We start from the raw sequence: 13,298 nt of genomic DNA on the forward strand, positions 1-13,298 counted from the left end.
CGTGCGCACCGGGCGGCGCTACCGTACGAAGCCTCCCGCCTGGCTCGCCAGGTCGAGGAAGTACTGCGGGGCGACGCCCAGGACCAGGGTGACCAGGACGCCCATGCCGATCGCCGTCATCGTGAGCGGCGACGGCACGGCGACCGTGGGGCCCTCAGGCTTCGGCTCGCTGAAGAACATCAGCACGATGACCCGGATGTAGAAGAACGCCGCGATGGCCGAGGCGATCACACCGATCACCACCAGCGTGCCCGCGCCGCCCTGGGCCGCCGCCTTGAAGACGGCGAACTTCCCCGAGAAACCCGAGGTCAGCGGGATACCCGCGAAGGCGAGCAGGAAGACGGCGAAGACCGCGGCCACCAGGGGCGAGCGCCGACCGAGCCCCGCCCACTGGGAGAGGTGCGTGGCCTCGCCGCCCGCGTCGCGGACCAGGGTGACGACGGCGAACGCGCCGATCGTCACGAAGGAGTACGCCGCCAGATAGAAGAGGACGGAGGAGATCCCCGCGCTGTTCCCCGCGATCACCCCGGCCAGGATGAACCCGGCGTGCGCGATCGAGGAGTACGCCAGCAGCCGCTTGATGTCGGTCTGGGTGATGGCGACGATCGCGCCGCCCAGCATCGTGATGATGACGACGCCCCACATCACCGGCCGCCAGTCCCAGCGCAGGCCCGGCAGCACCACGTACAGCAGGCGCAGCAGCGCGCCGAACGCGGCGACCTTCGTCGCCGCCGCCATGAAGCCGGTGACCGGGGTGGGCGCGCCCTGGTAGACGTCCGGGGTCCACATGTGGAACGGGACGGCGCCGACCTTGAAGAGCAGCCCCATCAGGACCATCGCGCCGCCGATGAGCAGCAGCGCGTCGTTGCCCATGGTGTCGGCGAGCGCCGGGTTGACGCTCTGGACCGTGCCGTCGACGACCTCGGCGATCCGGGCGTACGAGACGGAGCCCGCGTACCCGTAGAGCAGGGCGACACCGAAGAGCAGGAAGGCCGAGGAGAAGGCGCCCAGCAGGAAGTACTTGACCGCGGCCTCCTGCGACATCAGCCGCTTGCGACGGGCCAGGGCGCACAGCAGATAGAGCGGGAGGGAGAAGACCTCCAGCGCGATGAAGAGCGTCAGCAGGTCGTTGGCGGCCGGGAAGACCAGCATGCCGGCGACCGCGAACATCAGCAGCGGGAACACCTCGGTGGTGGTGAACCCGGCCTTGACCGCGGCCTTCTCGCTGTCGCTCCCCGGTACGGACGCGGCCTGCGCGACGAAGGAGTCGACGCGGTTGCCGTGCGCTTCCGGGTCGAGCCTGCGCTCGGCGAAGGTGAACACGGCGACGACCGACGCCAGCAGGATCGTGCCCTGGAGGAAGAGCGTCGGGCCGTCGATGGCGATGGCACCCATCGCGGCGATGTGCTTCTTCGTGGTGCCGTATCCGCCCGCCGCGAGTCCGACCACCGCGGCGAAGGACGCGGCGAGAGCGACGACGGAGAGGAAGAGCTGCGCGTGGTAGCGCGCCTTGCGGGGGACGAACGCCTCGGCCAGGATGCCCAGGACCGCGGCGGCCACCACGATCAGCACGGGTGAGAGCTGCGCGTACTCGATCTTCGGGGCCGGGATCTTGGCGATTCCGTCGGCCGCCGCCGTTGTCCACAGGTTGTGGACGACATTCGCGCTCATGGAGCGGCCTCCACCTCGGGCTTGGGATCGGTCTTCTGTACGTCGGACATCGTGTGCTCCACCGCCGGGTTGACGATCTCGGTCAGCGGCTTCGGGTAGACGCCCAGGAAGAGAAGCAGCGCGATCAGCGGGGTGACGACCACCAGCTCCCGGATCCGCAGATCCGGCATGGTCCTGACCTCGGGCTTCACCGCGCCGGTCATGGTGCGCTGGTAGAGGACCAGGACATAGAGCGCGGCGAGCACGATGCCAAGGGTGGCGATGATGCCGACCACCGGATACCGGCTGAACGTGCCGACCAGGACGAGGAATTCACTGACGAACGGGGAGAGCCCCGGCAGGGAGAGCGTGGCGAGCCCGCCGATCAGGAACGTGCCCGCGAGGACCGGGGCGACCTTCTGCACCCCGCCGTAGTCGGCGATGAGCCGCGAGCCGCGCCGGGAGATCAGGAAGCCGGCCACCAGCATCAGCGCGGCCGTGGAGATCCCGTGGTTGACCATGTAGAGCGTGGCGCCCGACTGGCCCTGGCTGGTCATCGCGAAGATGCCCATGATGATGAAGCCGAAGTGCGAGATCGACGCGTAGGCGATCAGCCGCTTCATGTCGCGCTGGCCGACCGCGAGGAGCGCCCCGTAGACGATGCTGATCAGCGCCAGCACCAGGATCGCGGGGGTGGCCCACTTGGACGCCTCGGGGAAGAGCTGGAGGCAGAAGCGGAGCATCGCGAACGTGCCGACCTTGTCGACGACCGCGGTGATCAGTACGGCGACGGGCGCGGTGGCCTCGCCCATGGCGTTGGGCAGCCAGGTGTGCAGTGGCCACAGCGGGGCCTTCACCGCGAAGGCGAAGAAGAAGCCCAGGAAGAGTAGGCGCTCCGTGTTCGTCGCCATGGACAGGGTGCCGGCGGCCCGCGCGTCCGCGATCTCGGCGAGCGAGAAGCTGCCCGCGACCACGTAGAGGCCGATGACGGCGGCCAGCATGATCAGTCCGCCGACCAGGTTGTAGAGGAGGAACTTGACCGCCGCGTACGAGCGCTGGGTCGCCGCCGCCTCGTCGCCGCCCCCCGCCGCGGTAGCGGCAAATTGAGCAGGTGCGGCGCGGTCGCCGAAGCCGCCGATGAGGAAGTACATCGGGATGAGCATGGCTTCGAAGAGGATGTAGAAGAGGAAGACGTCGGTGGCCTCGAAGGAGAGGATCACCATCGCCTCGACCATCAGGATCAGCGCGAAGAAGCCCTGGGTCGGCCGCCAGCGGCGGTTCGGGCTGACGTCCTCCAGCGGGTCGGCATCATGCCAGCCCGCCAGGATCACGAACGGGACCAGCAGCGCGGTGAGCGCGAGGAGCGACACCCCGATGCCGTCCACGCCCAGTTCGTACCGCACCCCGAAGTCCGCGATCCAGGCGTGGGACTCGGTGAGCTGGTAGCGGGCGCCGCCGGGCTCGAAGCGGACCAGCACCACGGCGGCCAGCGCGAGCGTGCCGAGCGAGAAGAACAGCGCCAGCCACTTGGCGGCGGTACGCCGGGCCGCCGGGACGGCCGCCGTGGCGATCGCCCCGATCGCGGGCAGCACCGCCGTCGCGGTCAGAAGGGGGAACGACATATCCGGTTACACCGCCCTCATCAGCAGGGTCGCGGCGATGAGCACTGCCGTACCTCCGAACATCGAGACCGCATAGGTGCGGGCATAGCCGTTCTGCAGCTTGCGCAGCCGTCCTGAGAGTCCGCCGAACGAGGCCGCGGTGCCGTTGACCACCCCGTCGACCAGGGTGTGGTCGACGTACACCAGGGAGCGGGTGAGGTGTTCGCCGCCGCGGACCAGGACGACATGGTTGAAGTCGTCCTGGAGGAGATCGCGCCGGGCGGCGCGGGTGGCGAGCGAGCCGCCCGGGGCGACCACCGGGACGGGACGGCGGCCGTACATGAACCAGGCGACGGCGACCCCGATGACCAGGACGACCATGGTGGCGCCGGTGACGACGGCCGCGCTGACCGGCGCGTGTCCGTGTTCGTACCCGGTGACCGGCTCCAGCCACCCGACGAAGCGGTCCCCGATGGAGAAGAACCCGCCGGCGAAGACCGAGCCGAACGCCAGGATGATCATGGGGATGGTCATGGACTTCGGGGACTCGTGCGGGTGCGGGGGGTTGCCCTTGCCCGCGGCGGAGCCGCTGTCGGACGCTGTGGGCTGCCAGCGCTTCTCGCCGAAGAAGGTCATCAGCATCACGCGGGTCATGTAGAACGCGGTGATCGCGGCGCCCAGCAGGGCGACGGCGCCGAGGATCCAGCCCTCCGTGCCGCCCTTGGCGAAGGCCGCCTCGATGATCATGTCCTTGGAGAAGAAGCCGGAGAGGCCGGGGAAGCCGATGATCGCGAGGTAGCCGAGGCCGAAGGTGACGAAGGTGATGGGCATATATGTCCGCAGGCCGCCGTACTTCCTCATGTCGACCTCGTCGTTCATGCCGTGCATGACCGAACCGGCGCCGAGGAAGAGACCGGCCTTGAAGAAGCCGTGCGTCACCAGGTGCATGATCGCGAAGACATAGCCGATCGGGCCGAGGCCCGCCGCCAGGATCATGTAGCCGATCTGCGACATCGTCGACCCCGCGAGGGCCTTCTTGATGTCGTCCTTCGCGCAACCGACGATCGCACCGAACAGGAGCGTCACCGCGCCGACCACCACGACCGCCAACTGGGCGTCCGGGGCCAGGTCGAAGATCGCGGAGGAGCGGGTGATCAGGTAGACGCCCGCGGTGACCATCGTCGCCGCGTGGATCAGGGCCGAGACCGGGGTCGGGCCCTCCATCGCGTCACCCAGCCAGGACTGGAGCGGTACCTGTGCCGACTTGCCGCAGGCGGCCAGCAGAAGCAGCAGGCCGATCGCCGTCAGCGTGCCCTCGGTGGCGTCACCGGTTGCCGCGAAGACCGGGCCGAAGGCGAACGTCCCGAACGTCGTGAACATCAGCATGATCGCGATCGACAGACCCATGTCACCGACACGGTTGACGATGAACGCCTTCTTCGCCGCCGTCGCCGCGCTCGGCTTGTGCTGCCAGAACCCGATGAGCAGGTACGAGGCGAGGCCCACGCCCTCCCAGCCGAAGTACAGCAGCAGGTAGTTGTCCGCGAGGACCAGCAGCAGCATCGCCGCCAGGAACAGGTTCAGATAGCCGAAGAAGCGGCGCCGCCGCTCGTCGTGCTCCATGTACCCGATCGAGTAGATGTGGATCAGGGTGCCCACACCGGTGATCAGCAGGACGAAGGTCATCGACAACTGGTCGAGCTGGAAGGCGATGTCCGCCTGGAACCCCTCGACGGGGATCCAGGAGAACAGGTGCTGGTGCAGGGCGCGGTCCTCACCGCTCCTGCCGAGCATGTCGCCGAAGAGCACCACGCCGATCACGAAGGACGCGGCGGCCAGCAGTGTGCCGAGCCAGTGGCCCGTGCGGTCGAGCCTGCGGCCGCCGCACAGCAGCACCGCCGCTCCGAGCAGAGGCGCCGCGACGAGCAGCGCAATCAAGTTCTCCACGATTCAGCGACCCCTCAGAGCTTCATCAGGCTGGCGTCGTCGACCGAGGCCGAGTGGCGGGAACGGAACAGCGAGACGATGATCGCGAGCCCGACGACGACCTCCGCGGCGGCGACGACCATCGTGAAGAACGCGATGATCTGGCCGTCGAGATTGCCGTGCATCCGGGCGAAGGCGACGAACGCCAGATTGCAGGCGTTCAGCATCAGCTCGATGCACATGAAGACCACGATCGCGTTCCGCCGGATCAGCACACCGGCGGCGCCGATGGTGAACAACAGGGAGGCGAGGTAGAGGTAGTTGACCGGATTCACCGCTTGACCTCCTTGTCCACGTGTCCCGAACCCGTACGGCCGGAATCCGTGCCGCCAGGGTCCCCCCGGCCGGAATCCGCGGGGTTCAGGCCGCGACGGCCCAGCCGCTCCGACGACCGCTGCTCCAGCGCCTTCAGGTCCGCGATGGCCTCGTTCGACACGTCGCGGATCTGGCCCCGGTCCTTCAGCGTCCTGCTGACCGTCAGATCGGAGGTGGTGCCGTCCGGCAGCAGGCCCGCGATGTCCACCGCGTTGTGCCGGGCGTAGACGCCGGGGGCGGGCAGCGGCGGCAACTGGCCGCTCCGTACCCGCGCCTCGGCCAGCTCCCGCTGGGTCCTGGCCCGCTCGGTGCGTTCCCGGTGGGTGAGCACCATCGCGCCGACCGCCGCGGTGATCAGCAGCGCGCCGGTGATCTCGAAGGCGAAGACATACTTCGTGAAGATCAGGGCGGCCAGGCCCTCCACGTTGCCGCCCGCGTTGGCCTGGGCGAGCCCCGTGAAGGAGTTCAGCGAGGCGTGGCCGATCCCGGCGATGAGCAGTACACCGAAGCCGAGCCCGCAGACGGCGGCCCACCAGCGCTGGCCCTTCAGCGTCTCCTTCAGGGAGTCTGCCGCGGTGACACCGACCAGCATGACCACGAAGAGGAACAGCATCATGATCGCGCCGGTGTAGACGACGATCTGGACGACGCCCAGGAAGTAGGCGCCGTTGGCAAGGTAGAAGATCGCCAGGATGATCATGGTCGCGGCGAGACTGAGCGCGCTGTGCACGGCCTTCTTCATCAGGATCGTGCAGAGCGCGCCGACCACGGCGACCGTGCCGAGGATCCAGAACTGGACGGCCTCACCGGTCGAGGTGACCGATCCGGCCGCGAGCGACGGGGCCAGCGGGGCGGTCAGGGAGCTTGCCAGGAGGCTCATGCGTCGGCCCCCTCGTCCTGCGGCTTCTCGCCCTTGCCGGCGGCCACCTGCCGGACCGTGCCGGGCGCGGCCTCCGTGACCAGGCCCCGGTAGTAGTCCTGCTCGTCCATGCCGGGGAAGATCGAGTGCGGCGACTCGACCATGCCCTCCTCCAGGCCCGCGAGAAGCTGCTCCTTCGTATAGATGAGGCTCTCGCGGGAGGTGTCGGCCAGCTCGAACTCGTTCGTCATCGTGAGCGCCCGGGTCGGGCAGGCCTCGATGCACAGTCCGCAGAAGATGCAACGCGCGTAATTGATCTGGTAGACGCTGCCGTAGCGCTCGCCCGGGGAGTAGCGCTCCTCCTCCGTGTTGTCCGCGCCTTCCACATAGATCGCGTCCGCCGGGCAGGCCCACGCGCACAGCTCGCAGCCGATGCACTTCTCCAGGCCGTCCGGATGGCGGTTGAGCTGATGCCGGCCATGGAAGCGCGGCGCCGTGACCTTCGGCGTCTCCGGATACTGCTCCGTCAGCCGCTTCTTGAACATGGCCTTGAAGGTCAGACCGAAGCCGGCCACCGGATTCCGCGGCGGACGCGGGATGTCGCCCTGCGGAACGTCCGCCTGCGGATCGCTCCGCTGCGGGAGGTTGTCCTGCGAAGAGTCAGACACTGCCGGCCTCCTTTCCGTCACTCTCGGTACCGTCACTCACAGTATTGACCCCGCCACTGACAATCAGCTCCCGTTCCTGCCGGGGCCGCCTGCGCGGCACCGGCGGCAGCGTCTGTCCGGGCAGCGGCGGTACGGGGAAACCGCCCGCCATCGGATCGAAGGCCGGTGGCTCCGGTTCGTGTTCCGCCTCGGCCCTGTCCTTCCGGTCGCGGAACATGTCCGCGATGAACGAGAGCAGCAGGAGCGTGATGATCGCCCCGGCCACGTACAGCAGGATCGTCTGGAAGGAGTAGTTCTCGTTGCGCAGCGCCCGTACGGTCGCGACGAGCATCAGCCAGACCAGCGAGACCGGGATCAGGACCTTCCAGCCGAGCTTCATGAGCTGGTCGTAGCGGACGCGGGGCAGCGTGCCGCGCAGCCAGATGAAGAAGAAGAGCAGCAGCTGGACCTTGAGAACGAACCAGAGCATCGGCCACCAGCCGTGGTTCGCGCCCTCCCAGAAGGTGGAGATCGGCCACGGGGCGCGCCAGCCGCCGAGGAAGAGCGTCGTCGCGACGGCCGAGACGGTCACCATGTTGACGTACTCGGCGAGCATGAACATCGCGAACTTGATGGACGAGTACTCGGTGTTGAAGCCGCCGACCAGGTCGCCCTCGGACTCCGGCATGTCGAACGGGTTGCGGTTGGTCTCCGCCACCATCGTGACGATGTAGATGATGAAGGAGAACGGCAGCAGCAGTACGTACCAGCGGTCCGCCTGCGCCTCGACGATCGCCGAGGTCGACATCGACCCGGAGTAGAGGAAGACCGAGGCGAAAGCGGCGCCCATGGCGATCTCGTACGAGATCATCTGCGCGCACGAGCGCAACCCGCCGAGCAGCGGGTACGTCGACCCCGAGGACCATCCCGCGAGCACGATGCCGTAGATGCCGACCGAGGCGACCGCGAGGATGTAGAGCATCGCGATGGGCAGGTCGGTGAGTTGCATCGTGGTGCGCTGGCCGAAGATCGAGACCTCGTTGCCCGCGGGCCCGAAGGGGATCACCGCGATCGCCATGAACGCGGGGATGGCCGCGATGATCGGCGCGAGGACGTAGACGACCTTGTCGGCGCGCTTGACGATGATGTCTTCCTTGAACATCAGCTTCACGCCGTCGGCGAGCGACTGGAGCATGCCCCAGGGGCCGTGCCGGTTGGGGCCGATACGCAACTGCATCCAGGCGACGACCTTGCGCTCCCACACGATGGCGAAGAGCACGGTCACCATCAGGAACGCGAAGCAGAACACGGCCTTGACGACCACGAGCCACCAGGGGTCGCGGCCGAACATCGACAGGTCCTCGGCGGCGAGGACGCTCCCGGGGGCCGCCGCGATGTGGGCGAAGGCGGTCATGCGCGCACCTCCGGTGCTGCGTCGGCGGGACCGGACGGCGAGGAACCGGACGGTGAAGAGCCGGACGGCGAGGGACCGGACGGTGAGGAACCGGGCCGCGCGGTGGAGTCCTGTGCGGCACCGGCCGGTTCCGCCGGGCCGATCCGTACGAGCGTCCCCGGCTGCGAACCGGTGTCCGCGAGGACGCCGCCTCCCGTGGAGTTCAGCGGCAGCCACACCACCCGGTCCGGCATCGCGGTCACCGTCAGCGGCAGGGTGACCGTGCCCGCCGGGCCGGAGACGGTCAGGTCGTCGCCGTCCTTGACGCCCGTCTCGGCGGCCGTCGCGGCGGAGAGCCGGGCCACCGCCGCATGGCGCGTACCCGCCAGCGCCGCGTCGCCCTCCTGGAGCCTGCCCAGGTCCAGCAGCATCCGGTGGCCCGCGAGGACCGCCTCGCCGTCGCCGGGCCTGGGCACCGGACGGGCCGATTCCGTCGGCTCGGTGGCACGTGGCCCGTCCCAGCCGCCGAGCCGGTCGAGTTCGGCCCGTACGGCACGGAGGTCCGGCAGCGCGAAGTCGACGTCGAGGGTGTCCGCGAGCATGTGCAGCACCCGCGCGTCGCCCGGCGCGAGCCGCCGCGTCATCTGCTCCGGCTTCAGCGCCGCCTCGAACAGCCGCGCCCTGCCCTCCCAGTTGAGGAAGGTACCGGGCTTCTCCGCGACCGCGGCGACCGGGAAGACCACATCGGCGCGCTCGGTGACCTCGCTGGGCCGCAGCTCCAGCGAGACCAGGAAGCCGACCTCGTCCAGCGCGGTCCGCGCCGCCGCCGGGTCGGGCAGATCCGCGATTTCCACGCCCGCGACCAGCAGCGCGCTCAGCTCGCCGTTGGCGGCGGCCCGGACGATCTGGCCGGTGTCCCGGCCGTACCGGTGCGGCAGTTCGCGTACGCCCCACACCGCCGCGGTTTCCTCACGGGCCCGCGGATCCGTGGCCGGCCGGCCGCCGGGCAGCAGCGACGGGAGCGCGCCCGCCTCCAGCGCGCCGCGCTCGCCGGCCCGGCGCGGGATCCACACCAGCCGGGCGCCGGTCGCGGTGGCGGCACGCGCCGCCGCGGTGAGCCCGCCGGGTACGGCCGCCAGCCGCTCCCCGACCACGATCACGGCGCCGGGTTCGCGCAGCGCCCGCGCGGCGGCCGTACCGTCCGCGTCGAGCCCGGTCTCCGAGACCAGCCCCTCGTGAGAAAGTGCCGTCAGCCACTCCGTCTCGGTGCCCGGCGCGGCGGGCAGCAGCGTGCCGCCCGCCTTCTCCAGGCCCCGGGTGGCGTGCGTGGCCAGGGCGTAGGTCCGCTGGCCGTGCTTGCGGTGCGCCTTGCGCAGCCGCAGGAAGACGCCGGGCGCCTCCTCCTCGGACTCGAACCCCGCGAGCAGCACCGCCGGGGCGGCCTCCAGCGTGGTGTACGTGATCCCCGTACCGTCGAGGTCATGGCCCCGGCCCGCGACGTACGCCGCGAGGAAGTCGGCCTCCTCACCGCTGTGCACGCGGGCGCGGAAGTCGATGTCGTTCGTGTCGAGGGCGACGCGCGCGAACTTGGCGTAGGCGTACGCGTCCTCGACGGTGAGCCGGCCGCCGGTCAGCACACCGGTCCTGCCCCGGGCCGCGCCCAGGCCGCGCGCCGCCGCCTCCAGCGCCTCCGGCCAGCTCGCCGGTGCGAGGACACCGTCCGCGTTCCGCACCAGCGGGGTGGTGAGCCGGTCGCGCTTCTGGGCGTACCGGAAGCCGAAGCGGCCCTTGTCGCAGAGCCATTCCTCGTTGACCTCGGGCTCGTTGGCCGCCAGCCGCCGCATGACCTTGCCGCGCCGGTGGTCCGTACGGGTCGCGCAGCCGCCCGCGCAGTGCTCGCACACGCTCGGTGAGGAGACCAGGTCGAAGGGGCGGGAGCGGAAGCGGTACGCGGCAGAGGTGAGCGCGCCGACCGGGCAGATCTGGATGGTGTTGCCGGAGAAGTACGACTCGAAGGGGTCGCCCTCGCCGATGCCGACCTGCTGGAGGGCGCCGCGCTCGATCAGTTCGATCATCGGGTCGCCGGCGATCTGGTTCGAGAACCGGGTGCAGCGGGCGCAGAGCACGCACCGCTCCCGGTCGAGCAGCACCTGGGTGGAGATCGGCACGGGCTTCTCGAACGTACGCTTCTTGCCCTCGAAGCGGGTGTCGGGGTCACCGACCTGCATGGCCTGGTTCTGGAGCGGGCACTCGCCGCCCTTGTCGCAGACCGGGCAGTCCAGCGGGTGGTTGATGAGCAGCAGCTCCATCACCCCGCGCTGGGCCTTCTCGGCGACCGGTGACGTCAACTGCGACTTGACGACCATGCCGTCGGTGCAGGTGATCGTGCAGGACGCCATCGGTTTGCGCTGGCCCTCGACCTCGACGATGCACTGGCGGCAGGCGCCGGCCGGGTCGAGGAGCGGATGGTCGCAGAAGCGCGGGATCTCGATGCCGAGCTGTTCGGCGGCGCGGATCACCAGCGTCCCCTTGGGGACGGAGATTCCGATGCCGTCGATCGTCAGCGAGACGAGGTCTTCGGGCGGAACCGCGGCTTCACCGCCCCCGGAGGGAGCATTCGTCGTCACCGTCATGCGTTCACCTCCAGGTGCGGGTTCTGGTCTGCCCACACGGTGGACTTCGCGGGGTCGAAGGGGCAGCCCTTGCCGGTGATGTGCTGCTCGTACTCCGCGCGGAAGTACTTGAGCGAGGAGAAGATCGGGGAGGCGGCGCCGTCGCCGAGCGCGCAGAAGGACTTGCCGTTGATGTTGTCGGCGATGTCGCCCAGTTTGTCGAGGTCGGACAGCTCGCCCTTGCCCTCCTCGATGTCGCGGAGCAACTGGACGAGCCAGTACGTCCCCTCGCGGCACGGTGTGCACTTGCCGCAGGACTCGTGTGCGTAGAACTCGGTCCAGCGGGTGACGGCCCGTACGACGCAGGTCGTCTCGTCGAAGCACTGGAGCGCCTTGGTGCCGAGCATGGAACCGGCGGCGCCGACGCCCTCGTAGTCGAGCGGGACGTCGAGGTGCTCCTCGGTGAACATCGGGGTCGAGGAGCCGCCCGGCGTCCAGAACTTGAGGCGGTGCCCGGCCCGGATACCGCCGCTCATGTCGAGGAGCTGGCGCAGCGTGACGCCGAGCGGAGCCTCGTACTGGCCGGGGTTGGTGACATGCCCGCTGAGCGAGTAGAGGGTGAAGCCCGGGGACTTGTCGCTGCCCATGGACCTGAACCAGTCCTTGCCCCGGTTGAGGATCGCGGGAACCGACGCGATGGACTCGACGTTGTTCACCACAGTGGGGCAGGCGTACAGGCCCGCCACCGCCGGGAAGGGAGGACGCAGCCGGGGCTGTCCGCGACGCCCCTCCAGGGAGTCGAGCAGCGCGGTCTCCTCACCGCAGATGTACGCGCCCGCGCCCGCGTGCACGACGACATCGAGGTCGAGTCCGCTGCCCAGGATGTTCGTGCCGAGATACCCCGCCGCGTACGCCTCGCGCACCGCCTCGTGGAGCCTGCGCAGTACGGGGACGACCTCGCCGCGCAGATAGATGAACGCCTGCCGCGAGCGGATCGCGTAACAGGCGATCACGATGCCCTCGATGAGGGAGTGCGGGTTGGCGAAGAGAAGAGGGATGTCCTTGCAGGTGCCGGGTTCCGACTCGTCCGCGTTGACGACCAGATAGTGCGGCTTGCCGTCGCCCTGCGGGATGAACTGCCACTTCATCCCGGTGGGGAAGCCGGCGCCGCCGCGCCCGCGCAGGCCCGAGTCCTTGACGTACGCGATGAGGTCGTCGGGCGACATGGCCAGCGCCTTGCGCAGCCCCTCGTACCCCTCGTGCCGCTCGTAGGTGGCCAGCGTCCATGGTTCGGGCTGGTCCCAGAAGGCGGACAGGACGGGCGCGAGGAGCTTCTCCGGGCTGGTCCCGTTCTCGTTGAGCTCGGTGGCCATGGTCATCACTCCCCCTCCTCGGCTACGGGTCCGGCCGGGTGCTCCGGGTCGGAGGCCGAGGTCTGCTGCGGCGCGTCGTGCGAGCTGAGGTGCTCGGCGCCCGGCTGCGGCGCGTCGTGCGGAGCGGTGGCGCGGGGGCCCCGGTCGTGGGGGTCCGCGCCGTCCCGGGGGCGTACCACCCGCTGCGGCGCCTCGCCCTTGGCGAGCCGCAGCCCGACCAGCGACGCGGGGCCGGCACCGCCGGTGGCCTCGACGGCGCCGGGACGCTCGTCGGGGAAGCCGGCCAGGATGCGCGCGGTCTCCTTGTACGTGCACAGCGGCGCGCCCCGGGTGGGTGCGACGGTTCGTCCGTCGCGCAGGTCGTCGACGAGGCGCAGTGCGGTGTCCGGCGTCTGGTTGTCGAAGAACTCCCAGTTGACCATCACCACGGGCGCGAAGTCGCAGGCCGCGTTGCACTCGATGTGTTCGAGGGTGATCTTGCCGTCGGGGGTCGTCCCGTGGTTGTCGACGCCGAGGTGCGACTTCAGCGAGTCGAAGATCGCGTCGCCGCCCATCACCGCGCAGAGCGTGTTGGTGCAGACGCCGACCTGGTACTCGCCGCCGGGTTCGCGCCGGTACATGGAGTAGAAGGTGGCGACGGCGGTGACCTCGGCGGTGGTCAGGCCGAGCTGTTCGGCGCAGAAGGCCATCCCCGTACGGGAGACGAACCCCTCCTCCGACTGCGTGAGGTGGAGCAGCGGCAGCAGCGCGGAGCGGGAGTCCGGGTAGCGGCCGATGATCTCCTTGGCGTCCCCTTCGAGCCGGGCGCGTACCTCGTCCGGGTAGGCGGGGGCGGGGAGCTGCGGCATCCCGAGGCTGACCT

10 protein-coding genes are annotated in these 13,298 nt (G+C 69.7%); all 10 read right to left on the minus strand.

Features of this window, described 5'->3' with window-relative positions; genetic code table 11:
• Positions 1 to 18: 18 nt before the first annotated feature.
• The 10 genes from nuoN to nuoE all read right to left on the minus strand — a co-directional run bounded on the left by nuoN (position 19) and on the right by nuoE (position 13,284).
• On the minus strand, positions 19 to 1,671 hold the full coding sequence (gene nuoN, locus ACIQ7D_RS23635) for an NADH-quinone oxidoreductase subunit NuoN (protein WP_403940549.1): 1,653 nt from the start codon (positions 1,669 to 1,671) through the stop codon (positions 19 to 21).
• Positions 1,668 to 3,272 (minus strand): NADH-quinone oxidoreductase subunit M, encoded by a 1,605-nt coding sequence (locus ACIQ7D_RS23640; RefSeq protein ID WP_403940551.1) that lies wholly within the window; start codon positions 3,270 to 3,272, stop codon positions 1,668 to 1,670. The genes nuoN and ACIQ7D_RS23640 overlap by 4 nt, the downstream gene beginning before the upstream one ends.
• Positions 3,273 to 3,278: 6 nt before the next feature.
• Positions 3,279 to 5,198, minus strand: coding sequence for an NADH-quinone oxidoreductase subunit L (nuoL, locus tag ACIQ7D_RS23645; RefSeq protein ID WP_403940553.1), 1,920 nt, complete (start codon positions 5,196 to 5,198; stop codon positions 3,279 to 3,281).
• A 14-nt stretch (positions 5,199 to 5,212) separates the two neighbouring features.
• Positions 5,213 to 5,512 carry an NADH-quinone oxidoreductase subunit NuoK gene (gene nuoK / locus ACIQ7D_RS23650; RefSeq protein ID WP_403940555.1) on the minus strand — a complete coding sequence of 100 codons (300 nt, stop codon included), beginning with the start codon at positions 5,510 to 5,512 and terminating at the stop codon, positions 5,213 to 5,215.
• Positions 5,509 to 6,432 (minus strand): NADH-quinone oxidoreductase subunit J, encoded by a 924-nt coding sequence (locus ACIQ7D_RS23655; RefSeq protein ID WP_403940557.1) that lies wholly within the window; start codon positions 6,430 to 6,432, stop codon positions 5,509 to 5,511. Before ACIQ7D_RS23655 ends, nuoK begins: the two co-directional genes overlap by 4 nt.
• Positions 6,429 to 7,010: an NADH-quinone oxidoreductase subunit NuoI gene (nuoI, locus tag ACIQ7D_RS23660; RefSeq protein WP_403940625.1), complete on the minus strand. Its 582-nt coding sequence runs from the start codon at positions 7,008 to 7,010 to the stop codon at positions 6,429 to 6,431. Before nuoI ends, ACIQ7D_RS23655 begins: the two co-directional genes overlap by 4 nt.
• A gap of 61 nt (positions 7,011 to 7,071) precedes the next feature.
• Complete coding sequence (gene nuoH / locus ACIQ7D_RS23665; RefSeq protein WP_403940559.1) at positions 7,072 to 8,472, minus strand: NADH-quinone oxidoreductase subunit NuoH; 1,401 nt, start codon at positions 8,470 to 8,472, stop codon at positions 7,072 to 7,074.
• Positions 8,469 to 11,084 carry an NADH-quinone oxidoreductase subunit G gene (locus ACIQ7D_RS23670; protein WP_403940561.1) on the minus strand — a complete coding sequence of 872 codons (2,616 nt, stop codon included), beginning with the start codon at positions 11,082 to 11,084 and terminating at the stop codon, positions 8,469 to 8,471. The genes nuoH and ACIQ7D_RS23670 overlap by 4 nt, the downstream gene beginning before the upstream one ends.
• Complete coding sequence (nuoF, locus tag ACIQ7D_RS23675) at positions 11,081 to 12,442, minus strand: NADH-quinone oxidoreductase subunit NuoF (RefSeq protein WP_403940564.1); 1,362 nt, start codon at positions 12,440 to 12,442, stop codon at positions 11,081 to 11,083. The genes ACIQ7D_RS23670 and nuoF overlap by 4 nt, the downstream gene beginning before the upstream one ends.
• The gene (gene nuoE / locus ACIQ7D_RS23680) at positions 12,442 to 13,284 is read right to left on the minus strand and encodes an NADH-quinone oxidoreductase subunit NuoE (RefSeq protein WP_403940627.1); all 843 of its coding nucleotides are present in this window, start codon (positions 13,282 to 13,284) and stop codon (positions 12,442 to 12,444) included. The genes nuoF and nuoE overlap by 1 nt, the downstream gene beginning before the upstream one ends.
• Positions 13,285 to 13,298 lie beyond the last annotated feature (14 nt).

Origin of the sequence: Streptomyces sp. NPDC096310 (assembly GCF_044763125.1) — a bacterium.
Classification (GTDB): domain Bacteria; phylum Actinomycetota; class Actinomycetes; order Streptomycetales; family Streptomycetaceae; genus Streptomyces.